27 protein-coding genes are annotated in these 25,802 nt (G+C 54.2%); 15 read left to right on the top strand and 12 right to left on the bottom strand.

The features are described 5' to 3' along the window. The first annotated feature begins 62 nt into the window (after positions 1–62). The gene (locus tag L350_RS12330) at positions 63–287 is read left to right on the top strand and encodes a helix-turn-helix transcriptional regulator (protein WP_023299573.1); all 225 of its coding nucleotides are present in this window, start codon (positions 63–65) and stop codon (positions 285–287) included. 121 nt (positions 288–408) lie between these two features. Here L350_RS12330 and L350_RS12335 read toward each other — a convergent pair whose 3' ends face one another. From L350_RS12335 to L350_RS12345, 3 genes are read right to left on the bottom strand one after another with little or no spacing between them, the layout of a single operon-like run. Then, positions 409–951 (bottom strand): 1,2-dihydroxy-3-keto-5-methylthiopentene dioxygenase, encoded by a 543-nt coding sequence (locus L350_RS12335; protein WP_032624681.1) that lies wholly within the window; start codon positions 949–951, stop codon positions 409–411. Beyond that, positions 948–1,640, bottom strand: a complete 693-nt coding sequence (gene mtnC / locus L350_RS12340; RefSeq protein WP_032624680.1) for an acireductone synthase — start codon at positions 1,638–1,640, stop codon at positions 948–950. Before mtnC ends, L350_RS12335 begins: the two co-directional genes overlap by 4 nt. Further along, a complete protein-coding gene (locus L350_RS12345) occupies positions 1,637–2,251 on the bottom strand; it encodes a methylthioribulose 1-phosphate dehydratase (protein WP_022647407.1) in 615 nt (204 codons plus the stop codon). The genes mtnC and L350_RS12345 overlap by 4 nt, the downstream gene beginning before the upstream one ends. Before the next feature lie 122 nt (positions 2,252–2,373). Between L350_RS12345 and L350_RS12350 the strand changes: the two genes are divergently transcribed. Next, positions 2,374–3,534, top strand: coding sequence for a pyridoxal phosphate-dependent aminotransferase (locus tag L350_RS12350; RefSeq protein WP_032624679.1), 1,161 nt, complete (start codon positions 2,374–2,376; stop codon positions 3,532–3,534). On the opposite strand, the gene L350_RS12355 is transcribed toward L350_RS12350, so the two are convergent. The 3 genes from L350_RS12355 to citR form a co-directional block, all read right to left on the bottom strand. Continuing rightward, positions 3,535–4,161 carry an IbrB-like domain-containing protein gene (locus L350_RS12355; protein WP_032624678.1) on the bottom strand — a complete coding sequence of 209 codons (627 nt, stop codon included), beginning with the start codon at positions 4,159–4,161 and terminating at the stop codon, positions 3,535–3,537. Then, on the bottom strand, positions 4,146–5,369 hold the full coding sequence (locus tag L350_RS12360) for a phosphoadenosine phosphosulfate reductase (protein ID WP_032624677.1): 1,224 nt from the start codon (positions 5,367–5,369) through the stop codon (positions 4,146–4,148). The genes L350_RS12355 and L350_RS12360 overlap by 16 nt, the downstream gene beginning before the upstream one ends. Positions 5,370–5,497: 128 nt before the next feature. Beyond that, a complete protein-coding gene (gene citR / locus L350_RS12365; protein WP_022647411.1) occupies positions 5,498–6,418 on the bottom strand; it encodes a DNA-binding transcriptional repressor CitR in 921 nt (306 codons plus the stop codon). Between the two features lie 621 nt (positions 6,419–7,039). On the opposite strand from citR, the gene ahpC reads away from it, so the two are divergent. Both ahpC and ahpF read left to right on the top strand, forming a co-directional pair. Then, entirely contained in the window at positions 7,040–7,603 is a 564-nt protein-coding gene (ahpC, locus tag L350_RS12370) for an alkyl hydroperoxide reductase subunit C (RefSeq protein WP_014882974.1), read from the top strand. Between the two features lie 241 nt (positions 7,604–7,844). Then, positions 7,845–9,410, top strand: a complete 1,566-nt coding sequence (ahpF, locus tag L350_RS12375; protein WP_032624676.1) for an alkyl hydroperoxide reductase subunit F — start codon at positions 7,845–7,847, stop codon at positions 9,408–9,410. 59 nt (positions 9,411–9,469) lie between these two features. Here the strand turns inward: ahpF and uspG are convergent, their stop codons facing one another. Further along, positions 9,470–9,898 (bottom strand): universal stress protein UspG, encoded by a 429-nt coding sequence (gene uspG / locus L350_RS12380; RefSeq protein ID WP_006809652.1) that lies wholly within the window; start codon positions 9,896–9,898, stop codon positions 9,470–9,472. A 181-nt stretch (positions 9,899–10,079) separates the two neighbouring features. On the opposite strand from uspG, the gene L350_RS12385 reads away from it, so the two are divergent. Further along, complete coding sequence (locus L350_RS12385; protein ID WP_015571156.1) at positions 10,080–11,318, top strand: zinc-dependent alcohol dehydrogenase; 1,239 nt, start codon at positions 10,080–10,082, stop codon at positions 11,316–11,318. A 139-nt stretch (positions 11,319–11,457) separates the two neighbouring features. Here L350_RS12385 and rnk read toward each other — a convergent pair whose 3' ends face one another. Then, positions 11,458–11,868: a nucleoside diphosphate kinase regulator gene (gene rnk, locus L350_RS12390; RefSeq protein WP_022647414.1), complete on the bottom strand. Its 411-nt coding sequence runs from the start codon at positions 11,866–11,868 to the stop codon at positions 11,458–11,460. Positions 11,869–12,130: 262 nt separating this feature from the next. Here rnk and L350_RS12395 point away from each other — a divergent pair, with 262 nt between their 5' ends. Then, entirely contained in the window at positions 12,131–12,757 is a 627-nt protein-coding gene (locus tag L350_RS12395) for a flavin reductase family protein (RefSeq protein ID WP_023299579.1), read from the top strand. Here the strand turns inward: L350_RS12395 and rna are convergent. Further along, a complete protein-coding gene (gene rna, locus L350_RS12400; protein WP_032624674.1) occupies positions 12,751–13,560 on the bottom strand; it encodes a ribonuclease I in 810 nt (269 codons plus the stop codon). The genes L350_RS12395 and rna overlap by 7 nt on opposite strands. Before the next feature lie 94 nt (positions 13,561–13,654). Then, entirely contained in the window at positions 13,655–15,022 is a 1,368-nt protein-coding gene (gene dcuC, locus L350_RS12405) for an anaerobic C4-dicarboxylate transporter DcuC (RefSeq protein WP_017382481.1), read from the bottom strand. A gap of 342 nt (positions 15,023–15,364) precedes the next feature. Here dcuC and L350_RS12410 point away from each other — a divergent pair, with 342 nt between their 5' ends. The 7 genes from L350_RS12410 to cspE all read left to right on the top strand — a co-directional run bounded on the left by L350_RS12410 (position 15,365) and on the right by cspE (position 22,827). Next, entirely contained in the window at positions 15,365–15,766 is a 402-nt protein-coding gene (locus L350_RS12410) for a hypothetical protein (protein WP_032624673.1), read from the top strand. Between the two features lie 53 nt (positions 15,767–15,819). After that, on the top strand, positions 15,820–16,113 hold the full coding sequence (locus tag L350_RS12415; RefSeq protein ID WP_022647418.1) for a copper-binding protein: 294 nt from the start codon (positions 15,820–15,822) through the stop codon (positions 16,111–16,113). An 11-nt stretch (positions 16,114–16,124) separates the two neighbouring features. Beyond that, positions 16,125–17,381, top strand: coding sequence for a TolC family protein (locus L350_RS12420; RefSeq protein ID WP_032624672.1), 1,257 nt, complete (start codon positions 16,125–16,127; stop codon positions 17,379–17,381). Then, entirely contained in the window at positions 17,378–18,577 is a 1,200-nt protein-coding gene (locus L350_RS12425; protein WP_032624671.1) for an efflux RND transporter periplasmic adaptor subunit, read from the top strand. Before L350_RS12420 ends, L350_RS12425 begins: the two co-directional genes overlap by 4 nt. Then, complete coding sequence (locus tag L350_RS12430) at positions 18,574–21,690, top strand: efflux RND transporter permease subunit (protein ID WP_032624670.1); 3,117 nt, start codon at positions 18,574–18,576, stop codon at positions 21,688–21,690. Before L350_RS12425 ends, L350_RS12430 begins: the two co-directional genes overlap by 4 nt. A 161-nt stretch (positions 21,691–21,851) precedes the next feature. Beyond that, entirely contained in the window at positions 21,852–22,427 is a 576-nt protein-coding gene (gene pagP, locus L350_RS12435) for a lipid IV(A) palmitoyltransferase PagP (RefSeq protein ID WP_032621658.1), read from the top strand. A gap of 190 nt (positions 22,428–22,617) precedes the next feature. Continuing rightward, positions 22,618–22,827, top strand: a complete 210-nt coding sequence (cspE, locus tag L350_RS12440) for a transcription antiterminator/RNA stability regulator CspE (RefSeq protein ID WP_002439184.1) — start codon at positions 22,618–22,620, stop codon at positions 22,825–22,827. Between the two features lie 219 nt (positions 22,828–23,046). On the opposite strand, the gene crcB is transcribed toward cspE, so the two are convergent. Further along, the gene (crcB, locus tag L350_RS12445; protein WP_017382474.1) at positions 23,047–23,430 is read right to left on the bottom strand and encodes a fluoride efflux transporter CrcB; all 384 of its coding nucleotides are present in this window, start codon (positions 23,428–23,430) and stop codon (positions 23,047–23,049) included. 67 nt (positions 23,431–23,497) lie between these two features. Here crcB and L350_RS12450 point away from each other — a divergent pair, with 67 nt between their 5' ends. Together L350_RS12450 and tatE are read left to right on the top strand one after the other, a co-directional pair. Continuing rightward, positions 23,498–24,286, top strand: a complete 789-nt coding sequence (locus L350_RS12450; RefSeq protein WP_032624668.1) for a deaminated glutathione amidase — start codon at positions 23,498–23,500, stop codon at positions 24,284–24,286. A gap of 128 nt (positions 24,287–24,414) precedes the next feature. Continuing rightward, entirely contained in the window at positions 24,415–24,618 is a 204-nt protein-coding gene (gene tatE / locus L350_RS12455; RefSeq protein WP_022647424.1) for a twin-arginine translocase subunit TatE, read from the top strand. 80 nt (positions 24,619–24,698) lie between these two features. Here tatE and lipA read toward each other — a convergent pair whose 3' ends face one another. Continuing rightward, positions 24,699–25,664, bottom strand: coding sequence for a lipoyl synthase (lipA, locus tag L350_RS12460; RefSeq protein WP_006809637.1), 966 nt, complete (start codon positions 25,662–25,664; stop codon positions 24,699–24,701). Positions 25,665–25,802 lie beyond the last annotated feature (138 nt).

The following is a 25,802-nucleotide window of genomic DNA, read 5'->3' as shown; positions in this document are numbered from 1 at the left end:
TTTGGGATAAGAAGGCAGCGGGAGGATATTCGATTTCAGGATATTTGTATGGAATCGGAACAATGGCTTCAGTTTACTCGGATGAATACCAGCGTGTTATCAATGCGTTGAAGAAAGCGCGTAAAGAGAAGGGGATGACTCAGGCGCAGCTTGCGGAGGCACTGGGAAAACCACAATCGTTTATTGCTAAAGTGGAAAACGGTGAGCGTAGGTTGGACGTGGTGGAGTTTGTGCATCTGGCGAGGCTGGTTGGCGCAGATGTGCAGAGGATTATCGCCAGTATTTAATTAATGCCTGAGTATGGAACTGACCCCCTGAGCCGTATGTTCCCCTCACCCTAACCCTCTCCCCAGAGGGGCGAGGGGATAGCACGGTGCTCGCATTACTTTGCGGGGTAGGGAGAAAAGATCAGGCCAGGCGTGGATACGCATCCGCGATTGCATCGCCCGTAAACTGGGCAACCCAGCCTTCCGGATTGTCGAAAATACGAATGGCGGTAAAGTTCGGCTCTGAACCCATGTCAAACCAGTGCGGCGTGCCTGCGGGTACGGAAATCAGGTCGTTTTTCTCGCACAGCACCTGATACACCTCATCGCCGATGTGCAGGCAGAATAGTCCCGCCCCTTCCACGAAAAAGCGCACTTCGTCTTCGCCGTGGATGTGCTCGTTGAGAAACTTCGCGCGCAGCGCCTCTTTCTGCGGATTGTCGGCGCGAAGGCTAATCACGTCCCAGCTCTGATAACCTTTCTCTGCCACCAGCTTGTCGATTGCATGCTGATACGCCTCAATCACGGCTTCAGGCGCGGGATCCTGCCCTAAATCACGGTCTGCCGCCCAGCGTTCAAACCGCACGCCTTTGGCGTTGAGCTGTCGGGCGATCTCGACGGCGTCGGTGCTGTGCCACAGGTGCTTACTGGCGTCTTTATCGGAATAAATGGTCAATGCGCTCATGAAGGGATCTGCTCCGGCTTAATCTCGTCAAACTGGTGGATCTGATGGTGATGGCTTACGCCGTCATCTTCTTCACCGCGTATCAGTTGCAGGGTGCGAAAACCCGCCTGTTCAGCCGCGTCCAGCTCCTGATGAATATCCGACAGGAACAGGATCTGCGACGGGGCGATGCCCGTTTGCGCCGCAATATTTTGATAAGACTGCACCTCACGCTTGGCCCCGATGCGGGTATCAAAATAGCCGCTGAACAGATGAGTAATATCACCTTCGTCGCTGTAGCCAAATAACAGTTTCTGCGCGGCGACGGAGCCAGAGGAATAAACATAGAGATCAATCCCTTGTGCCTTCCATTTTTCCAGCGCGGGCAGTACATCAGGGTAGAGATGGCCGGTAAAGCCACCGTTGACGTAACCGTCCTGCCAGATGATGCCTTGCAGGGCTTTGAGCGCCGTCGATTTGCGGTCTTCATCCATAAAGGTAAACAGCACGTTGATGAGATCGCTGACGCTGGCATGCGGAGTGCTGATTTCATCGCGCAGGTTGTCCAGAATCGATTTGACCGGCTCGGCGTACTGCTGCGCGGTCACAAAGGCCGCCAGCCGCTCACGCGCGTAAGGGAACAAAACATCATGGACAAAACGGATATCGCTGGTGGTCCCTTCAATATCCGTCACAATCGCGCGAATCATACTCTCTCCCATTGTCGTAAACGCATTTCGCATTCAAATAAGAATTCTAAACCTTCCAGATGACGGCGGGCTTCGGCCACGTCGCGTCCCCAGCAGGTTAAGCCATGACCGCGCAGAAGAAAACCATAATTAAGCGGGCGTTCCTGCGCGTAATGGGCGATGCGAGAGGCGAGGGCGTCGATGTCCTGGTCGTTGTCAAACACCGGGATGGCCACCGTATCCCGATGCGTGGTCTGCCCGGTAAGGGATTTTTGCATCTCGAAGCCGGAGATCTTCAGCTCGGTCTCGTTGACCAGCCGCGACAGCACCGTGGCATTGACGGTGTGAACGTGCAGGACGGCGTTAGCCTCCGGGAACAGGCGATAGATGAGGGTATGCAGCCCGGTCTCTGCCGACGGTTTACGGCCAGAAGGCGCACGGTTGGTGGCGATTTCAACCTGTAGAAAATCGGCGGTGGTCAGGCTGCCTTTGTCTTTTCCGGATTCGCTCAGCCAGCACAGATGTTCATCCTGACGCACGGACATATTGCCGCCGGTAGCGGGCGCCCAGCCTTTAGCGCCAATCCAGCGGCAGGCCTCGACCAGGTGTGTGAGTTGCAGGTTGTCTGTCATTTCCTTTTACCCTCTCGGTCAGGAATATTTATATCATTTAGACGTCTAAGCGTCTTGATTGCCAAAGACTAACATCGTGTTATAGTGTCAGCAACATAAGTATTACAGGCAGGCACACTACAATGAGCAATAACCCGTTGATCCCGCAGAGTAAACTTCCGAATCTCGGCACGACGATTTTTACGCAGATGAGCGCCCTGGCGCAGCAGCACAACGCCATTAACCTCTCACAAGGTTTCCCGGATTTTGACGGGCCGAAATATTTGCAGGAGCGTCTGGCGTACTACGTTGCGCAGGGAGCCAACCAGTATGCGCCGATGACCGGCGTGCAGGCGTTGCGTGAAGCCATTGCGGATAAAACGGCGGAGTTATACGGCCATAAGCCTGACGCGAACAGCGATATCACGGTAACCGCAGGGGCCACCGAAGCGCTGTATGCGGCGATAACCGCCCTGGTGCGTACGGGCGATGAGGTGATTTGTTTTGACCCGAGCTACGATAGCTACGCCCCGGCGATTGAACTGGCCGGTGGCGTGGTGAAACGCGTGGCGCTCCAGCCGCCGCATTTTCGTCCGGACTGGCAGGCGTTTGCCGCGCTGCTGAGCGATAAAACCCGGCTGGTGATCCTGAATACGCCACACAACCCATCGGCGACGGTGTGGCAGAAAAGCGATTTTGCCGCCCTGTGGCAGGCCATCGCCGAACGTGAAATCTATGTTCTGAGCGACGAGGTGTATGAGCACATCTGCTTTGCCGAAGAGGGTCATGCCAGCGTGCTGGCGCATCCGCAGCTTCGCGAGCGCGCAATCGCGGTATCATCATTTGGGAAAACCTACCATATGACCGGCTGGAAGGTAGGGTACTGCGTGGCGCCCGCCGCCATCAGTGCTGAGCTGCGTAAAGTGCACCAGTATTTGACGTTTGCCGTAAACACACCCGCCCAGCTGGCGCTGGCGGATATGCTGCGCGCTGAACCTGAACATTACCGGGACCTGCCAGCTTTTTACCGTGCGCGGCGGGATCGGTTTGTGACTGCCTTGAGCGAGAGTCGGCTGGAGATCCTGCCATGCGAAGGCACCTACTTCCTGCTGGCGGACTACAGCGCGATTTCCGATCTGGATGATGTCAGTTTTTGCCAGTGGCTGACGAAAGAGGTGGGCGTGGCGGCCATTCCGCTGTCGGTGTTCTGCGCCGATCCCTTCCCGCATAAACTGATTCGTCTTTGCTTTGCGAAGCAGGAGTCGACGCTGCTGGCAGCGGCTGCGCGCTTAAATTCGCTCTGACTATTCAACCGTCCAGGCTTCTGAAAAACGACGGTCCGCGAAGAGTTCCAGCAGACCGTTGATTTGCTTCAGTCGCAGCACTTCATCGCTGTCCATACCCAACTCCAGGCCAATTTTCTGCTCACTCCAGCCCATAAGCACCAGTTCTCGCACGATTTCTGACATGGCATTGATCTGGTGGCGTCCACGCGCGCGGTTGTGACGAATGGTTGTAGCCATGCGATCGAACTTTTCCTGGCGTGCTTTACGCAGGCAGGTAACAGGGAGGTAACCTTTAAGTTGACGCTTCAGAATAGCCCGATGACTGCCAAGCTCATGGCGATGGAATCCATCGACAATTTCATAGCTCTCAGGCGCATTTTCCGTCACAACGATAGGTTGTGTGAATCCATCCAGCTCCAGTGATTTGCTGAGCAACCGCTTCTCCGCCGGAGCGACATTATTTGGGTTGTAGTCATTGGCGGTGATGTCAGTCTGTTTTATCCACAATACGCAGTCGACGGGTTGATTATTAAAAGGGCTGATTTCGTGTAATGCCTGGCGAAAGGCATTAATAGCGCCGATTTTCTCTTCTTCAGAAAGGGCCTGCAGGTACGTCTGCATTTCTCTGATTATTTGCTGCTGCATAAAATCCCCCATTCCTTGCGTTTGGCTTTCACTCTTTCGCTGTAGCGTTGATAGTGTTTAGGTTTGTTTGGACTAAATGAGAGAGCCCGGCACCAGTAGTCATTGTTGAGTAAAACCTTGCAAATGCGTCGCCAGGAAGGGATATCTTTTGCGCCAATGTCACCCTCCTGCGTATCGGGAATATCGTCCAGGCCTCGCTTTTGATACCAGTGGAGATAAATTGCGATTTTATTTCGGTAATGTTCCGCCGTATTTTGCGGCATGCTGTCGAGTAGCAGCATGGCGTATTCGCGCCAGCCGAGATGGTCAGGTTTCAGGATCTTCCGGTGGCCATAAAAATGGTTATCGTGCCCGGCATAAATACCTCCACTTCGCACGCCGCAGGCGCGTTCACACATAGCCGCCCAGCGTTCGGGTTCAATGACATGATAGAGCCATAAGCCCTGACGCTGTTCCGGACCAAACGGTTCGCAGATGCGCATATAACGCGGCGGCACCCCCGCCTTGTACATCAGGTCGTATAACGGGTTATAGCAACATTTTGATTTCGCGAACCACGTCCAGATGTCGGCGGTTTTCCAGTCGTACAGTGGGTAGATATACCAGGCGTGCCCACCCGGGGCGACGGTCGTCCAGGGTTTATCGTCAGAAAAGCGCTGCTTACGCGCCGACGCGATAGCCAGAAAGCGGTTGTAAGATTCATCGGCGCGGATCCCCACCATGACTGCGGCAGGACGTCTTTGCGCATACCATTCGGCAAACTCGCGCACGAAGGCTTCAAACGTCATTCCCTGCTGATAAAAATCGAAATAGTGATAATCGGTAATGGCATCTTCTGGTGGCTGGCGAACCCAGTTTGTTCCGGGTTCCCAGCACTGCCATTCAGGTTGAAACTGTGACAGGGCGTTCTGGGTCGTGAGCGGAAGCGCTACCCACCAGAACTGGTGGATAACATCCCGATAGAGCGTTTTCATAGCGTCAACATGCTGAATGGTCGACGAGAATTGCGCTTCCCAGTCCAGAAAGATGACGTCTATTTTTCGCTTTAATTGCCGTGCTTTCTGGGCAACAAGATGCAGCATCACGGTAGAATCTTTTCCACCGGAAAAGGAAACGCATACCCTGGGGAAATTGTTAAGCGTCCAGTGTATGCGTTCCGCAGAAGCGTCTAAAACATTTTCCTGTAAAGGGATTTTATAGTTCGACATGATTAATCGCGTCCTGCGTGTTAAATGTCTTGGGAAAATCAAAACGATATTATGGAATTATTTATCCTTAATTTCACGGAGTCATTTTTTTCGGTTCGCTTTAATTATATTCACCATGCAAATGTATTTTACGCAGACGGCGGAGAAACGCAGAGCTTATGCATTTTTTCAATGAATGTTGAAAAAACAGAGCTATTCAGTGATGAACGGCCGTAGAGCATATAGATCTTTAATTCAGGCAGCGCAAACGGTGGCTCAAGCCTTTTTAATTTCAAAGATTCTTTAAATGTTTCATAGATCGACACGGGGATATAGCCTAACAAATCAGATGAACTGACCATAGAGATGAGAGAGCTAAGGGAGTCGGTGCGAAAAGCAATATTTCTTTCCGGAAAAGCGTCATTGGCCCGACTCTGGAACTCTTTTACACCCGGATGAGCACTCTGGTAAAAAGTGAATTTCTCCTGGTATAGCGCGTCCACTGTGGCTGTGTCAGCGAGCCTTGGGTGGTCTGCTCTACAGATTAAGGCTATTGGCACCGTAGTGAAGTGGGTGCAGACCACAGAGCGATTGTGGATAGGTGCGATAGAGAAGATGAGATCGGCTTTACGATAGGCCAACAAATCTTCCGCTGATTCGGAGGAAATAAGCATATCTCTTTGTTCTATCTCATAATTCTCCTCAGATATTAAAAGCTTCAACGGTTCCAGCATCGAACCAGGAGACACCATTTGAGTGCAATAGATAACGAACTTTTTCTTGATGTCCGAGTGATGCATCATGTTGATCGTCTGCTCAAGCTGATTGAGATTTTTTTCCAGATGATGATGCAAGTTGGTACCTACCGTGGTGGGCGTAATTCCCTTCCCTGAACGGATAAACAGGGGGTCATCAAGCTGACCGCGCAGGCGTTGCAGCGACTGGCTGACGGCGGATGGTGTGATATAAAGCGTCTCGGCAGCCCTACTGATACTGAGATGTTGGTAAATGCATTCGAAGATAACTAACAGATTGAGATCGAATTTTTTTAGGTCGTAGAGGTTTGCCATGTTTCGTCCTGAGTGAGTTGAGTTTGCTGTCGTTATCACACCATGGAGTACGACAGAGTGTAGTTACCCTTTACAATCCGTGTGAATAACTCGCTTAATTTAAAATTTAAGTGATCTTAATATATCACGGCTTTGGATTATTGAAACATATCTTCAAGAGTTATTAAGATAATTTTATCTTTAAAGTGTGATTGAATTATTTGAATGACAAATGGCGTTTATATATAGCGTGAAACCCATAATGAAATTAAATTTATAATGTTTCAATGACCTGTTCGAATCTGCCTATCACAGCCATAGGCAGGACTATCCCTCTTATGCATTGCTCATTGCGCGCAGGGGTGCTGTAATCAAACCGCTGTTACGGCCTTGATACAAGGTATGTAGAGCGCAACGCAACGCCAGCTTCGGCTGGCACTGAATGTACCTGCGGGGAATTCAGGTATCAGGGCCGCCCGTTGAGGCGGCCTTTTTACTTTCAGGCTTTCCTGTAAAAGGTTCACCTTGCTGTCTTGTTGCTGTTGTAAGGTTTGGCTGATTGATTTGATAAAGCATACGCATTAGCCCCGATGAACAAAGTTGGTTACCTTACACCTCAACGAAAACACGGAGGAAGTACAGATGTCCTTGATTAACACCAAAATTAAACCTTTCAAAAACCAGGCGTTCAAAAACGGTGAGTTCATCGAAGTTACTGAGAAAGATACCGAAGGCCGCTGGAGCGTGTTCTTCTTCTATCCGGCTGACTTCACCTTCGTTTGCCCGACCGAACTGGGCGACGTTGCAGACCACTACGAAGAACTGCAAAAGCTGGGCGTAGACGTTTACTCTGTTTCTACCGATACCCACTTCACGCACAAAGCGTGGCACAGCAGCTCTGAAACTATCGCGAAAATCAAATACGCGATGATCGGCGACCCGACTGGCGCCCTGACCCGTAACTTCGACAACATGCGTGAAGATGAAGGCCTGGCTGACCGTGCGACCTTCGTTGTTGACCCGCAGGGCATTATCCAGGCTATCGAAGTTACCGCTGAAGGTATCGGCCGTGATGCATCTGACCTGCTGCGCAAAGTGAAGGCGGCTCAGTACGTTGCTTCTCACCCAGGCGAAGTGTGCCCGGCGAAATGGAAAGAAGGCGAAGCGACGCTGGCGCCATCTCTGGACCTGGTCGGCAAGATCTAAATTTCCGTCGTCTTTCACGCCATAGCTGCGTTGGCGTCGCCTGCTCACCCCGGTCACTTACTTCAGTAAGCTCCCGGGGATTCTCAGGCTAGCCGCCTTGCTCTGACGCGAAATACTCTGGAAATTGTTTCAGTCATGGGCGCACCCGCGCCCATTTCATTCCAGCACCATGATGCAAGTTGCATTCAGGCAGCCCGTATAAGGCGGCTTGCATGATGACGTTTTAAGAGAGGGAAGAATAATGCTCGACACTAACATGAAAACCCAGCTCAAGGCCTACCTTGAGAAACTGACCAAACCTGTTGAGCTGATTGCCACGCTGGACGACAGCGCGAAATCGGCAGAAATCAAAGCGCTGCTGACAGATATTGCTGAGCTGTCGCCGAAAGTGACCTTCAAAGAAGACAACACGCTGGCAGTCCGTAAGCCTTCTTTCCTGATCGCCAACCCAGGGTCTGACCAGGGGCCGCGTTTCGCGGGTTCTCCGCTGGGGCACGAATTTACGTCCCTGGTGCTGGCGCTGCTGTGGACCGGTGGTCATCCGTCAAAAGAAGCGCAGGCGCTGCTGGAGCAGATCCGCGATATCGACGGTGATTTTGAGTTTGAAACCTATTACTCGCTCTCCTGCCACAACTGCCCGGACGTGGTGCAGGCGCTGAACCTGATGTCAGTGCTCAACCCACGCATTAAGCACACGGCGATTGACGGCGGTACGTTCCAGAACGAAATCACCGAGCGCAACGTGATGGGCGTTCCAGCGGTTTACCTGAATGGTCAGGAGTTCGGCCAGGGGCGTATGACGCTGACCGAAATCGTCGCCAAAGTGGATACCGGCGCAGAAAAACGTGCGGCGGAAGAGTTGAACCAACGTGATGCGTACGACGTGCTGATTGTTGGCTCCGGCCCGGCGGGCGCGGCGGCAGCGGTTTACTCCGCACGTAAAGGGATCCGTACCGGTCTGATGGGCGAGCGTTTCGGTGGTCAGGTTCTGGATACCGTAGACATTGAAAACTACATTTCCGTGCCGAAAACCGAAGGCCAGAAGCTGGCCGGGGCGTTGAAAGCGCACGTCAGCGACTACGACGTGGATGTCATTGACAGCCAGAGCGCCAGCAAACTGGTTCCGGCCGCGGTCGAGGGTGGTTTGCACCAGATTGAAACGGCGTCCGGCGCGGTGCTGAAGGCGCGCAGCGTGATCATTGCCACTGGCGCGAAATGGCGCAACATGAACGTGCCGGGCGAAGATCAGTATCGCACCAAAGGCGTGACCTATTGCCCGCACTGTGACGGCCCGCTGTTCAAAGGTAAACGCGTAGCGGTGATCGGCGGCGGTAACTCCGGCGTGGAAGCGGCTATCGACCTGGCGGGGATTGTTGAACACGTTACCCTGCTGGAGTTCGCCCCTGAGATGAAAGCGGACCAGGTGTTGCAGGATAAAGTGCGTAGCCTGAATAACGTCGACATTGTGCTCAATGCCCAGACGACAGAAGTGAAAGGCGACGGCAGCAAAGTGACCGGTCTGGAATACCGTGACCGCGTGAGTGGCGATATTCACAGCGTACCGCTGGCGGGGATCTTCGTTCAGATTGGCCTGCTGCCAAACACCACCTGGCTGGAAGGCGCAATTGAGCGCAACCGCATGGGCGAGATCATCATCGATGCGAAATGCGAAACCAGCGTGAAGGGCGTATTTGCGGCGGGCGACTGCACCACCGTGCCGTACAAGCAGATCATCATCGCTACCGGTGAAGGTGCGAAAGCCTCGCTGAGCTCGTTTGATTACCTGATCCGCACCAAAACTGCATAATAAAAGAAAGCAAGACGACACCTGCAATACAAGAGGCCACCAAAAGGTGGCCTCTTTTTTTATCTGACGACCATCACCGGAATGTGGGTGTGGCGGATCACGCTGGAGGCGTTCGACCCCAGCAGGTGCGTGGTAATAGACGGGTTGCGCGAACCAATCACTACCACGTCGGCATTTAATTCCCCGGCAAGCTCATTTACGGCGTCACGCACGCTACCGAACCGGACGTGGGTTTTTATGCGGGAAGGATCGATGCTGAAGTGCCCGACCATGGTTTGCAGGCGCGTCTCGGCTTCATGCTGTAAATGCTCTTCAAAACGACGCACATCAGCAGCGAAACGATGCAGGCTCAGGCTGGCAGAGCCCGGTAAAACATGCAGAAGATGAATAACTCCGTCCTGCTGCGCGAGAAATTCCGCGTGACGTACAGCCTTATCACTCAGTTCCATTTCGAAAACATCAACCGGCATAATGATTGTTTGATACATACCCGTTTCTCCTTGTTTATAAACGCTGAAATCATTCAACCACAAAATATAAAAGGTTTCTGTAATCCCGACAGCACTTTTTTATCTCGCCAGGATAAATCTCAAAACAGCCGGATTCCGGGGCAGATCCCGAGAGGTAGCTACCCTTTTATAAGCTTACCCACACCCTTTCGGAGGTTGCATGAAAGCTCTCACCTATCACGGTCCACATCATGTTCGGGTCGATAATGTCCCCGATCCGGGCATCGAACAGCCTGACGATATCATCCTGCGCGTAACGGCCACGGCGATCTGTGGTTCTGATTTGCATCTTTATCGCGGAAAAATTCCCAAGGTCCAGCACGGCGATATCTTTGGTCATGAATTTATGGGCGAGGTGGTGGAGTGCGGGAGCGAAGTGAAAAACGTGCAGAAAGGTGACCGGGTGGTGATCCCATTTGTGATTGCCTGCGGTGACTGCTTCTTTTGCCAGATGCAACAGTACGCGGCCTGCGAAAACACGAACCGCGGGCAGGGCGCGGCGCTGAACAAAAAGCAAATTCCCGCCCCTGCCGCGCTGTTTGGCTACAGCCATCTTTACGGCGGCGTGCCGGGCGGACAGGCGGAGTATGTGCGCGTGCCGAAAGGCAACGTGGGGCCGTTTAAAGTGCCTCAGCTGCTGTCAGACGACAAAGCGCTTTTCCTGTCAGATATTCTGCCTACCGCCTGGCAGGCGGCGAAAAATGCGCAGATCCAGAAAGGCTCCAGCGTCGCCGTATTCGGGGCCGGGCCGGTGGGGTTGCTGACCATTGCCTGCGCGCGGCTTCTCGGCGCAGAGCAGATTTTTGTGGTTGACCATCATCCCTATCGACTGCGGTTTGCCCAGGAGCGCTACGGCGCGATCCCGATTAACTTTGATGACGATAACGACGCGGCGGAGAAAATCATTGAGCAAACGGCCGGGCAGCGCGGGGTGGATGCGGTGATTGATGCCGTCGGGTTTGAGGCCAAAGGCAGCACGACGGAAACGATCCTCAGTAACCTGAAAATTGAAGGCAGCAGCGGCAAAGCCCTGCGCCAGTGCATTGCTGCGGTGCGACGCGGCGGCGTGGTCAGCGTGCCGGGCGTGTACGCCGGTTTCATCCATGGCTTCCTGTTTGGCGATGCCTTCGATAAAGGGCTGAGCTTTAAGATGGGGCAGACGCACGTCCACGCCTGGCTGGGAGAGCTGCTGCCGCTTATCGAAAAAGGGTTGCTTACACCGGAAGATATTGTGACCCACTATCTTCCGCTGGCTGATGCGGAGCGCGCCTATAAGATCTTCGAAAAACGGGAGGAGGAGTGCCGCAAGGTGATCCTGGTGCCTGGCGCGGACACCCCGGAGGCTGCGCAGCAGAAAGTGAAGGGACTGGTGAATGCCTTCCCCGGCGGCGTTGTGTGAGGTTTCGTCCCCACGGCACTACGACAGAGTAAACATGGATTAAGCGGTTTTTGTCCGATATAACACAATCGGGTGAATTTGCGGAAAGAGGATGCAGGTGCATCCTCTGTGCAAAGCGGGGTCGCTTGTTCAGAAGGGATTAACGCAGGTAATCGCCAGCGGCTTCGGGCTGGTAGAGCAGCTCAAGCACTTCCAGATGGGCTGAGGCGCCGCCCGGGAGTTCCCAGTGGATAGTATCGCCCGTGCGCAGTCCAAGCAGCGCCGCGCCCACGGGTGCCAGCACCGAAAGCTGCATGCTGCTGTCGGTCATCTGCGCCGGATAGACCAGCGTACGGGTGAGTTCCTCCCCGGTGGTCAGGTTGCGGAACTTCACCTGGCTGTTCATGGTGACCACATCATGCGGCATGGTCTCAGGCGTACACATCTGCGCCCGGTCTAGCTCTTCGTTCAGCGCATCGGCTACCGGCAGCGAGGCGAATTCTGGTTTCTCCAACAGTCGGTCAATACGTTCTGCGTCGAGTTCATTGATGATAATCGTAGGTCTGGACATTTTTACTCCATGTCGTTAATGCTGCGTGTAACGCAGAAACCAATCCAAAAGAAAACCCTCGCCGTCTGGCAGCGAGGGTTTAACTTATCTGATGATACTGTCTGAAACCCTAAGTTTGAAGTGATGAAGGTCACATTCGTGCGCCATATGAATTTTTGGCAATAAACCCGGCATCCCGATTCACGCTTAACGGAAATTTCGTTACGCTGGTAAAACTTAAACCGGGCAATGCGCGTTGCAGCCCCAGCGTAGAGAGAGCGATATGTACTTTTACCAACCGTCTCAGGGGCACGGCCTGCCGCACGACCCGCTGAACGCCATTATCGGTCCACGTCCGATTGGCTGGATTTCATCCTGTGATAAGGCCGGTCAACTGAACCTTGCCCCGTACAGCTTCTTTAACTGCTTTAACTATCGCCCACCGATCATTGGTTTTTCCAGCAACGGCTGGAAGGATAGCGTGCGGAATATTACCGAAACGGAAGAGTTTGTCTGGAACCTCGCAACGCGCGATCTGGCTGAGGCGATGAATGAAACCTCCGCCACACTCCCTCATGGCGAGGATGAATTTACCTTTGCCGGCCTGACGCCCGTAGCCAGCCAGCTTGTGAGCTCGCCGCGCGTGGCGGAAAGCCCGGTGAATTTCGAGTGTCGATTGTCACAGTGCATTCAGTTGACCGGCGCGGATGGGACACCGATTGATACCTGGCTGGTGCTCGGCGAAGTGGTGGGCGTCCATATCGCTGAGAGTTTGCTGGAAGAGGGGATTTACCAGACCGCGAAAGCGCAGCCCATTCTGCGTGCGGGTGGACCGTCCGCCTACTACGGCATCAGCGACAGCCATCGCTTCGATCTGGTACGCCCGGATGCGCGCAGGAACAATCAGTAACCAGCTTTATCGATAACAAACTGTTTGCCGCAGTTGCCCGGATGCGGCTGTGGCGCAAAGGTGCTGGCTGAGAGCGAGTTGTTAATGGTGCTGGATTTTAGCGAGATCTGCATCTCGGTCAGATAAGCCGGATTGCCATGGCAGGTAAGCTTGAACGCTTTTACGTTCTGTTTCCCCCAGCTTTTGGCCACGGCTGCATCAAAATCGCTACGGCGGACGGTCTTGCCATAGTTTTCCGCCAGAAATTCCCCAACCGCACTATTTTTCACTTCCTGGTTCATGCGCACCATGGTGCCGAAGTAAGCGTCGGGATCAAAACCAAAGCAGACGCCGTGTTTCGCGTATTCATAACGTTCAAGGCAGGAGTTGCCGCCCGCGCCGGGCATCACGCTGTTCAGCTTCGCCGCGCCCGTTAGCGATAGTCCGGTCTCTGCGGCGTCACATTTGCGGCTGGCTTTTGCTTCCGGCATATTCGGAACCGGACGAGTGGCACAGCCGAAGCGCATCCAGCGGCGTTCATCCACTCCGCGAGCGGCAATAGATTTCGGCAGCGCTGGCCATAAGCCGTGGACGGTCAGAAAATCGGTTTTGTTGCTGCTCTCTTTTTGCAGGCGACACTCTTCCGGTTCGTCACGGTTGCGTTCGACCATACTCTGGCAAAATCCCGTTTGCCAGGAAAGCGCCAGAACGTAGCGATCGAAATCGCCGTACTGGGTTGGCTTAAGCGGATCTGCCTGAATTGAGAAGACACAGAGTGCAAGCGCTACTGCGCCAGACGGGATAACGATATCCTTCCTGAACATTTGCTTTCCTGATTGGTTGGGCGCGATTAATTTCTGGGGGTTATTAAAGCACAAAAAGCGCCCGCAGGCGCTTTTTGGAAAGCAGGAATTTCGCTTAGGCAGCGCCGGGAACCAGCACTTCGGTGGCGATAATAACGATAATCAGGCCAACCAGCACCGGCACTGACGTGCGTTTTACCACTTCAAACGGAGAGATTTTTGCCATCCCCGCCACCGCAACCACCACGCCCGATACCGGAGAAATGGTACGACCCAGGTTGGAGGCCTGGAGCATCGGAATGGACAGGTAAGCCGGGTTGATGCCGGAGGAGTGTGCCAGCTTAGGGATCATCTCAACAAACGCATAGAACGGCGCGTTACCGGAGCCGGTAGTCATCGCCGCCAGCATGGTCAGTACCACCAGCACCAGCATCAGGATAATGCTGGCCGAGCCGAACGAGGTGGCGATAGAGATCAGGCTCTGGATAAAGCCGATTGTGCTCAGCCCCTGAGCAAACACCCCTGCGGCAACCAGCAGCATCACCACGCCCGCGAAGGCATCCGCCATGCCGCGGAAGGCGACTTCAAGACCCGTGAACACCTTCTGGGTATTAAAGCCACGAACAAATTCCAGGATGGCCGCCAGCAGCATACAGATCACCAGGATAGTGATGATGTGCAGCTGAGGGCCCCATTTGCCGTCAAAAATAAGCACGCCAATAATCGGCGTGAAGGGCAGGATGGAATAAAACGCCGGGGCGGTAGTGGTGATTTCACTGACGTCCATCATCTCATGGCTGACGTTCTCTTTCTTATCGAGGTAGCGTTGCCAGAAGAAATGCGCCACGCCCATGCCGAGAATAGCGGTGATGGAGATTGGCAGTGTGGTTTTGAAGGCGAAGTCAATCAGCGACATTTCCGCGGCTTTCGCGGCCAGCACCACGTCACCGGAAGTAGGGGAGAGAATAATCGCCGCCGGAGAGGCGCAAATAGCCGCCGCTGCGCCACGGCTGATCCCGACGTTAACCATTACCGGGAATAACGTCGCCATTAACAGCACGCCAAGGCCCGTTGCTGAGGAAACGGCTAATGACATCAGACAGGCCAGGAAATAAGCCGCGACCATCAGCAGATAGGGGGAGTTAATATATTGCAGCGGCTTAGAAGCCAGCTTCACCACCATATCATTCGCACCGATATGGGTCATATAGGCAGCAAATCCGCAGAGCATCATGATCATCATGCCCAGGTCGCCGCCGCGGCTCATCAGCAGAATTTTTATATATTCCACAATATCGGTAGCGGTATATCCGGTGCTGGCTTCGCTGGCGGGTAAAACCTGATGACCCATTAGCGCGCTAATGATCAGCAGCGTCAGGCCGCCGACAAATAGCACGCCAGTGGCTGAGTAACCTTTAATGATGTAGCGTGCTACACCGACAATGACCACGACTCCAATGAGGAGTTCGAGAAAAGTAAGCATGATTTCCCCTGTATCCTTGCTGCCCGAGAGACAAATAATCAATAAAAAAGAAGCCTGAAATGTGCCGAATAAATGGCCAGTCCTTGCTGATTAAAATCAAGAAAGAGACTACTAAAGGCAATGATGACGATATTTTTGCTAACCCTGCGTCATTTATATTAAGACGTTATTGACCTGATGAATAGATATTATATGTCATTAAATTGATGGTGAAGTGTTAAGGTTTTGAGTATTACTTGCCGACAATCGATTTAAAAACGTAAATCTCTTTAAAACTACTTCTCTTTCATTCTTTTGCCTGCTTATACTCGGTTCACTTTTACCCTATCCGACGATCTGAATATGCACGCCAGCTGGACGTATCGCCTGCGCTTTATCAAAAAACATCTGCTGATGTTTTTGCTGGCGTTTGGCTGGCTGTTAATCCAGAGTCAGGTGGCCGTCGCCTCCCATCAATGTTCAATGGATTTGCGCGGTGAGGTGGCCACCATCCAGCATATGGATATGATGGCGGGACCGGGGCTGCATTATGCTGCCGGTGCTTCACCGCTGTGTGAAAAACATTGTGTGCCGGATCAGGTACAAAAAGAACCTGCCCAGCCGCATCTGGTGGCGCTGCCTGCCGCCATGACGCTGACCTTAACGACGCCAGAGTGTTCATCTGCAAGCCATTCTGCGTGGTCTATTACCCCTCCTGCTGTGGGGCCGCCGGCAACGATCCGCTATTGCCGGTTTCGGGAGTAAAAACCTGTTAATTCGTTGATTTTATTTACTTAACGTTTAACAGGAGTTTTATCATGCGTACCCTATTCCTTTCCGCGCTGGTTGGCGCGTCCATCTCTTTCGCTTCTTATACCGTTCAGGCAAACCAGACCTGGCAGGGCCGCGGCGTGGTTCAGTCGATCTCTGACAATGCCGTCATGCTCCGTCACGAGGCCATACCGGAACTAAAATGGCCAGCGATGACCATGCCGTTTACTTTATCTGCCGGCACCACGCTGAATGGCGCCAAACCGGGGGATGAGGTGACCTTCACGCTTGAGCGTGCGGGTGACGGTTTCCAGATTATCTCGCTGACGCCAGCGCGCTAAGCGAGGTCACCATGAAACAACACACACTGAGTCTGTGGCTCGGTGGGGTGTTGTTCGGCTTGTTAACCTCCGCCGCGCAGGCGGAGCCGTGGACGCTCGAACACACCCTGACCGAAGCCCAGCGCTACTCGGCAGAACTCTCCGCCAGCCGTAACGAAGCGCAGGCGCTGGATGCGATGGCGGATTCCGCCACGCAATTACCTGATCCAAAACTGAAATTCGGTATTGAAAACGTGCCGGTACAGGGCAGCAACGATCGGCGGCTTACGCGCGAAGGGATGACCATGCAGAAGGTTGGCATCATGCAAAGCTACGTCAGCTCAGAGAAGCGGGAACGTAAAGCACAGACTTTTCAGGCGCAGGCGCGAAGCGTGCTGGCAAAATCCGAGGCCGTACGTGCCGCGCTTCAGCGTGATACCGCCCAGGCTTGGCTGGATCTGGCGCTGGCACAGCAGGCGCTGAAAACGGCCAGAACGCTGGTCCGTGAAACGGAACGCCAGCGGGGTGTGCAGAAGGCGAGCGTCGGGGCGGGAGGCGCAACGCCGGACAGCGTACTGGCCCTGCAAATGATCCTCAGCGCCATGCGCGACAAAGAGACGCTGGCGCAGCGGGATGTGCAGCTGGCGCAAAGCCGTCTGCTGGAGCTAACAGGGCACGCTATTACGGCGGTTCGCGGTCCGCTGCCGCGCTATCAGCGCCTTCCTGCCGATGAAAAAACGTTGCAGGAGGGGATTGCCAGACACCCGGAAGTGGAGGCCGCGCGACGTGAAGCAGAGACCGCGAAAGCGCGTTCAGCGCAATCTGCCGTGGCAGCGCTACCCGATGTGGATGTGGAGGTCTATTACGCCCACCGCGCCGAAGGCTATGACGATATGGCTGGCGTGATGTTCAGCGTGGATCTGCCTTTGTTCCAGTCAAAACGTCAGGACAAGGATTACGCCGCCGATGTTTCCCGCTCAATGCAGGCGGTGGATCAACTGACGCTGCTCAAACGCGAACACATTGCCCAGGTGCAAACGCTGGTGGCGCAGTATCAGGCTGCGCAAACGGTGTGGCAGCGTCAGCGGGACGAGGTACTACCGTTGCAGCGACAACGGCTGGCGGTGCTGACGGCGCAATATCGTTCTGGACAGTCGGCGCTTCCGGCCCTGCTGGAGGCGCGTCGTGGCGTACTGGATACGGAACTGGCGGTGAACCAGGCGGAGCGCGAAATGGCGCGAACCTGGGCTGCCGTGAACTGGCTGATCCCGCAGGAGCTGGCGCAATGAAAAAAACAACGTTAATGGCGATTGCCATCGCGATAGCTGCCGTTGGCGGCTATTTTGTCGGACAGAAGCAGACGCATCAGCCGGATGCGGCTTCACAACCCTCAGAACGCAAGGTGCTTTACTGGTACGACCCCATGGTGCCCGGTCAGCGCTTCGATAAGCCGGGTAAATCCCCCTTTATGGATATGGATCTGGTCCCACGCTACGCCGATGAAGCGCAGACGGCGTCAGGCGTGGCCATCAGCACTCAACAGCAGCAAAACCTGGGGATGAAAACCGCCAACGTTGAGATGCGCCAGCTGGTTTCGCCGTTCTCGGCCTTTGCCACGGTTGCAACGGATGAACGTAACGTCTCGGTGTTGTCAGCCCCGGCCAATGGCGTGGTGTCAAAATTGTTTGTTAATGCGCCGCAGCAGCAGGTAAAAGCCGGAGAGGCGCTGGCGCAACTGTGGATCCCGCAGTGGACCGCCGCCCAGCAGGAGTATCTCGCGGTTCGTCAGCTTGGCGATGCCGCATTGACCCGCGCCGCTCGCGAGCGGCTGGCGTTGCAGTTTATGCCAGAAGAGGTCATTCGTTTGCTGGAGCGTAGCGGTAAGCCGCAGACCACGCTCATTCTGCGCACCGACCGGGCGGGCTATGTGGTGAAGCTGGACGTGCGGGAAGGGGCGCAAATCACCGCAACGGCGCCGCTGTTTGAGATCGCCAGCCTCGATCCGGTCTGGCTGGTGGTCGACTACCCGCAAACGCAGGCGCAGTCTCTGGCGGTGGGCAGCAAGGTGGTAGCAACCTCAGAAAGCTGGCCGGGGGAGCAGTTCCACGGCACGGTCAGCGAATTGCTGCCGCAGATGGAGGCGGCCACGCGAACCCTGAAAGCCCGTATCGTGCTGGAAAATTCCGCACATAAGCTGAAGCCGGGCATGTACCTCTCCGTCAGGCGTGCGGAAGAGCTGAAAGGCCCGCCGGTGCTGGCGGTGCCGGAAGAAGCGGTGATTAACAGCGGAGAGTCTGCGCGTCTGCTGCTGGCTACCGGGGACGGTTATTTCCAGCCTGTGACGGTGAAAACCGGCCTGACGGCGCAGGGCTGGACGGCGATCCTGTCCGGGGTCAAAGAGGGCGATAAGGTGGTGACGTCCGGGCAATTCCTGATTGATTCCGAAGCCAGCCTGCGTAGCGTGATGCCGGAGGTGACGCCATGATTGCCGCTGTGATTCGCGCCTCGTTGCGTAACCGCCTGCTGGTGATCCTGGCCGCGCTGATGATGGCCAGCTGGGGCTGGTGGGCGGTGCAGCGCGCGCCGCTGGACGCGTTGCCCGATCTGTCTGATGTGCAGGTCATTATCAAAGCGAGTTACCCCGGGAAAGCGCCGCAGGTGATTGAAGATCAGGTGACCTGGCCGCTGACAACCTCCATGTTGTCTGTGCCGGGCGCCAAAACCGTGCGCGGTTTTTCAATGTTTGGTGACGCTTATGTGTATGTGCTGTTTGAGGATGGCACCGATCTCTACTGGGCGCGATCCCGGGTGCTGGAATATTTAAGCCAGGTACAGGCGCAGTTTCCGCCGGGCGTGAAGGTGTCGCTGGGGCCGGATGCGACGGGCGTCGGCTGGATCTACGAATATGCGCTGATCGACCGTAGTGGAAAACACAGCCTGGCAGATCTGCGGGCCCTTCAGGACTGGACGCTTAAGTTCGAGCTTAAGACGGTACCGAATGTATCTGAAGTGGCAAGCATTGGCGGAATGGTGCGTCAGTATCAGATCGTGGCGGACCCGGCGAAAATGCGCGCGCTGAATATTACCCACAGCCAGCTATCCGGCGCGGTGCAGGCCGCCAATAAAGAGAGCGGCGGCGCCCTGCTGGAGATGGGCGAAGCGGAGTATATGGTGCGGACAACGGGCTATTTGCGCTCGCTGGAGGATTTTCGCAATGTGGTGATCGCCACCCGCGATGGCGTACCTGTCCTGCTGAAAGATGTCGCCACCATTGGCATTGGCCCGGAGATCCGCCGGGGCGTGGCGGAGCTTAACGGTGAAGGGGAGGTTGCTGGCGGCGTAATCGTGATGCGCTACGGGCAGAACGCGCTGGAAACCCTTCGCGCGGTAAAAGCGAAACTGAGCGAGCTGCAAAAAACGCTGCCGCAGGGCGTCGAGATTGTTCCGGTCTACGATCGCTCCACGCTGATTGAGGAGTCGGTCAAAACGCTGACGCACAAGCTGCTCGAAGAGTTTGCCGTGGTGGTACTGGTGTGCGCGCTGTTCCTGTTCCACCTGCGTTCCGCGCTGGTGGCGATGGTTTCTCTGCCGCTGGGGATCCTCGGGGCTTTTGTGGTGATGCACTATCAGGGCATTAACGCGAATATGATGTCGCTCGGCGGGATCGCCATTGCCATCGGAGCGATGGTGGATGCGGCAATTGTCATGATTGAAAACATGCACAAGGTGCTGGAGCAGTGGCGGCATGATAATCCGGGCAAGGAGCCTGCGTCGGGAGAGTACTGGCGTCTGGCGGAAAAGGCGGCGGTTGAAGTGGGACCGGCGCTGTTTTGCAGCCTGTTAATCATCACGCTGTCATTTATACCGGTATTTTCGCTGGAAGCGCAGGAGGGGCGAATGTTCTCGCCGCTGGCGTTCACCAAAACCTGGTCGATGGCCGTGGCCGCCGGGCTTGGGATCACTCTGGTGCCGGTGCTAATGGGCTTCTTTATTCGCGGGAAAATCCCGGATGAGAAGGCAAACCCGATAAACCGCCTCCTGATCCGCCTGTATGAGCCGCTGCTTGATAAGGTACTGACCTTCCCGAAAACGACGCTGGCACTGGCATGTCTGCTGCTGATCGCCACGCTCTGGCCGCTGAGCCGCCTGGGCAGTGAGTTTATGCCGCCGCTGGATGAAGGGGATTTACTCTATATGCCCTCCACGCTGCCGGGGATCTCTGCTCGCGAGGCATCGCGGCTGCTTCAGCAGACGGACCGCTTGATCAAAAGCGTACCGGAGGTGGCGAGCGTGTTTGGCAAAGCTGGTCGGGCGGAGTCGGCAACCGATCCCGCGCCATTAACCATGCTGGAAACAACTATCCACTTTAAGCCCCGCGAGCAGTGGCGGCCTGGAATGACGCCGCAAAAGCTGGTGGAGGAGCTCGATAAAACCGTGTCGCTGCCGGGCATTGCCAATGTGTGGGTGCCCCCTGTCCGTAACCGTCTGGACATGCTGGCAACCGGGATCAAAAGCCCGGTCGGCATTAAGGTGAACGGCAATAATATTGCCGACATTGAGCGCGTGGCCCGGCAGATTGAGCAGGTGGTGAAGGACGTTCCTGGCGTCTCCTCGGCGCTGGCGGAGCGACTGGAAGGCGGGCGCTACGTGGATATTCGTATCGACCGGCAAAAAGCCGCGCGCTACGGCGTTTCCGTCGATGAACTGCAAAGCCTGGTCTCCACGCTGGTCGGGGGCGATAACATTGGTGAGGTGATCCAGGGACGCGAGCGGTACCCCATCAACCTGCGTTATCCCCGCGATTTGCGTGATAACGTCGACACGTTGCGGGTGTTGCCGGTAGTAACCGCCAGCGGTAGCCAGGTGGCGCTGGGGGAACTGGCCGATATCGTCGTGACGGAAGGCCCACCGATGCTAAAAAGTGAAAACGCGCGCCTTTCCAGCTGGATCTACGTGGACTTACGCGGGCGCGATCTGAAGTCCGCCGTAGATGAAATGCAAAAACGGGTGGAGGGGAAGGTGGTATTGCCGCAGGGCGTATCTCTCTCCTGGTCCGGGCAGTTTGAATATCTGGAACGGGCGACCGCGACGCTTAAAATAGTCTTACCTGTCACGCTGATGATTATATTCATCCTTTTATGGTTAACCTTCAGGCGGATATCAAATGTCCTGATAATAATGGGGGCATTGCCTTTCGCGCTTATTGGTGGGGTGTGGTTATTATGGCTGCTTGAATATAATTTGTCTGTGGCGGGGGCCGTTGGCTTTATCGCCCTTTCCGGGGTGGCAGCAGAATTCGGCGTAATTATGGTTCTATATTTGAATCATGCGCTTGATAAATATCACAGGCTTGAGCCAGAAGGGGGAAATACGGTGCTATTGCGGGCGATCCACGAAGGTGCCGTGCTGCGCGTGCGTCCGAAGGTGATGACGGTCGCCACGATTATGGCGGGACTGCTGCCAATCATGTGGGGCAATGGGAGTGGCTCGGAGGTGATGCAACGTATTGCTGCACCGATGATTGGTGGCATGGTTACTGCACCGTTATTGTCGATGTTAGTTATTCCCGCACTCTACAAATTGTTACATCAACGTTAAAAATGTCAACTGCATGTGCTTATTCAGGCATGCAGTTTATGTATCGTCAGACTATTCTCAGGAACGGGATGGTAATTAGGAATAACACCCATGCTGTTAAGCGTTCATTCAAGTATTCTGTGCTAAGGTCTGCACCGAATACTAAATATGGTAATGGCATTGTGATTGTACGAATTAAATTCCCCCTGATTTTATTGTTTATTATTGCACAGTTATCATTTGCGTCTGCTGTTAATGCACAGAGCAATACAGCGGATAAAAGCTGGTTCACCACCTTCACGGATAACGTCGCGCAAACATGGAACGAACCTGAACATTACGATCTCTATATTCCGGCCATTACGTGGCATGCACGTTTTGCCTACGATAAAGAAAAAACAGACCGTTATAACGAGCGTCCGTGGGGGGCTGGTTTCGGTCAGTCTCGCTGGGATGAAAAAGGTAACTGGCATGGCCTGTACCTGATGGCGTTTAAGGACTCCTACAATAAATGGGAGCCTATTGGTGGCTACGGCTGGGAAAAAACCTGGCGTCCGTTATCAGACGACAACTTCCGTCTTGGGCTGGGCTATACGGCAGGGTTTACGGCGCGTGATAACTGGAAGTACATTCCTGTTCCGGTACTGTTGCCGCTTGCCTCCATCGGCTATGGTCCGGCAACGTTTCAGATGACCTACATACCGGGTACGTATAACAACGGTAACGTTTACTTTGCCTGGATGCGGTTTCAGTTTTAACTGAATTTGTCTGGTAAATCGGCCAAAAAACGCACAGACATTGAAATGTAAAGGATAAAAATCGGACAGCGAAAATTAACGCGACTTTTGTCACTTTTTATCAAAGATCCGCTGGACAAAACGCCTCACAATTGTTGTACTGATACCCGACACAGCATTTGTGTCGTTTTTTAATGTAAAGGTAATTTTGATGTCTAAGATTAAAGGTAACGTTAAGTGGTTTAATGAGTCCAAAGGATTCGGTTTCATTACTCCTGAAGATGGCAGCAAAGACGTGTTCGTACACTTCTCTGCAATCCAGTCTAATGGTTTCAAAACTCTGGCTGAAGGTCAGCGCGTAGAGTTCGAAATCACTAACGGTGCCAAAGGCCCTTCTGCTGCTAACGTAATCGCTCTGTAATTCAGACGCGTCAGCAAGAATTTCAAAACCCGCTCAATGAGCGGGTTTTTTTCGTTATGAATCAACCAAAAAGATAGATCTTCAGAAAGCTGGCGACGATCGCGACGCTTAGCAATACCATACCCACGCCTGACAGATTCTCTCTCATGCTATCACCCTCGTTCAATATTGAGCCAAGAATGACAGAGAAAAATTAAGCCAACATTAAGGTTGTCGCGCTTAATGTCCGCTGGCGGAGGAAAATAACCAGAATGCGATCGCAGTCATCGCAAACGAGCCAAGCATGTTAACGGCAATGTTCGTCAGCGCCCAGCCCATCCGGCCTTCCTGAAACAGAAACACCACCTCCGCAGAGAAGGTAGAAAACGTCGTTAAACCGCCGCAGAAACCGGTGGTAATCAGTACCTTCCACATAGGGTCGATGTTGGTCATGCGATTAAACCACGCCAGCCCCATCCCGATAATAAATGCCCCGATCAGGTTTGCCGCCAGTGTCCCCATCGGAATGGCCTGATGCAGCGGGTTAAACCGCATGCTTAAGAGCCAGCGCGCAACGCTACCCGTGCCCCCACCAATAAAAACGGCTATAAGTAGTTGTAACACTGTCAATACCTGCTATTTGCTGTGTAAGTGCGTCGAGTGTAACGCTGTTTTTAACCGGGAGACAATTATGTATGTTGCAGTAGGGCAGTTTGCGGTGACGCCGGACTGGAATGAAAACGCGGACAAGTGCATCTCCCTGATGAACCAGGCGAAGCAAAAAGGGGCGGCGCTGCTGGTGCTTCCTGAAGCGTTACTGGCGCGCGATGATGGCGATCCGGACCTGTCGGTAAAGTCTGCGCAAATGCTGGAAGGGGCGTTTCTGAAACGACTGCTGGCCGAAAGCGTCGGAAACGCGCTCACCACCATTTTGACTATCCATGTTCCCTCCACGCCGGGGCGGGCGGTGAACACGCTGGTGGCGATACATGAAGGCACAATTGTCGCAAGCTACGCCAAACTTCATCTGTATGATGCGTTCAGCGTCCAGGAGTCGCGACTGGTCGATCCGGGGAGTGTAATTCCGCCGCTGATTGAGGTGGAGGGTTTTAAGGTTGGCCTGATGACCTGCTACGATATCCGTTTTCCGGAGCTGGCGCTGAACCTGGCACTACAGGGGGCCGAGGTGCTGGTTCTGCCCGCCGCGTGGGTCAGAGGACCGCTTAAGGAGCATCACTGGGTAACGCTACTGGCCGCACGCGCGCTGGACACCACCTGCTATGTAGTGGCTGCGGGTGAATGTGGCAATAAAAATATCGGGCAGAGCAGGGTTGTCGATCCGCTAGGAGTGACCGTAGCCGCGGCGGCGGAAGCGCCTGCTTTACTGCTGACAGAGATAACGTCAGCACGAATAACGCTTGCGCGTCAGCAATTACCTGTTCTGCGCAACCGCAGGTTTGCGCCACCGCAATTAATATGATGTTTTTTTCAACAATGCTTGATTCACCTTGTTACAGATTGCTATTGTGTGCGCGCGCCTGATGACCGTTAATACGTTCAGGTTTCTTTGGCGCTGAATGCAGCCTGTTTCATGTAAAGAAGGTATTTATGGGTGAGATTAGTATTACCAAACTGCTGGTGGTTGCCGCACTGGTCGTCCTGCTGTTCGGTACCAAGAAGTTACGCACGCTGGGTGGAGACCTGGGTGCTGCCATTAAAGGCTTTAAGAAAGCAATGAACGATGACGACGCGGCAGCGAAGAAAAGTGCCGAAGATGACATCGCAGCACAGAAGCTTTCACACAAAGAGTAATGGCAATGCTGCAAGGCTTGCATAAAAAAACCGGCTCACGAGGCCGGTTTTTTGTTTTACTGTAAATAAGTTTTACAGCTTTATTTCACTTCTTCGCCCTTCGCCTGCATATCGGCGTGATAAGAGGAGCGAACAAACGGACCGCACGCAGCGTGGGTAAAGCCCATCGCCATCGCTTCGGCTTTCATTTCATCGAACTCATCCGGACTCACGTAACGCTGTACAGGCAGATGGTGACGGCTTGGCTGTAGATACTGCCCCAGCGTCAGCATGGTGACGCCGTGGCGGCGCAGATCGCGCATCACTTCAATGATCTCAGCGTTGGTTTCACCCAGTCCCACCATCAGGCCAGACTTGGTAGGAATATGCGGATGGGCTTCTTTAAAGCGCTCCAGCAGCTTCAGCGACCAGTTGTAATCTGCACCTGGACGCACCTGACGGTAGATACGCGGTACGTTCTCCAGGTTGTGGTTGAACACGTCTGGTGGCGTCGCGGTCAGGATATCGAGCGCGCGGTCCATACGGCCACGGAAGTCCGGCACCAGCGTCTCAATCTTAATGTTCGGGCTTTTTTCGCGGATGGCGGTAATGCAGTCAGCGAAATGCTGAGCACCGCCATCGCGCAGATCGTCACGGTCAACGGAGGTGATAACAACATAACGCAGCGCCATATCGGCAATGGTCTGCGCCAGTTTTTGCGGTTCGTTAGCGTCAGGCGCAACAGGACGGCCATGAGCAACGTCACAGAACGGACAGCGGCGGGTGCAGATGGCACCCAGAATCATAAACGTCGCGGTACCGTGATTGAAACATTCAGCAAGGTTAGGGCAGGAGGCCTCTTCACAGACAGAGTGGAGGCCATTTTTGCGCATCGCCGCTTTGATCCCCTGAATACGCGAAGAGTCAGCCGGAAGTTTAATTTTCATCCATTCCGGTTTTCTTAACAGCGCCTCGCGCTCTGTAGCCACGTTTTTAACCGGGATAAGGGCCATTTTATCGGCATCGCGGTATTTAACACCGCGTTCCATCACAATGGGTTTACTCATAGCGTGCGTGTTCCAGTTGCGAATATCGAAGGAAAGCGTTTCAATTCAAGGGAATGTTGTAATTATCAACTATTTTTGAACGAACGACAGGCAGTATATCATTTAAAGGGGCGGTAAAGCAGCCTGCCAGGTCGCCAA

The sequence above is a fragment of the Enterobacter sp. MGH 4 genome (genome assembly GCF_000534735.1).
GTDB classification, from domain to species: Bacteria; Pseudomonadota; Gammaproteobacteria; order Enterobacterales; family Enterobacteriaceae; genus Enterobacter; species Enterobacter intestinihominis.
This window is presented reverse-complemented; position numbering and strand designations above follow the sequence as displayed.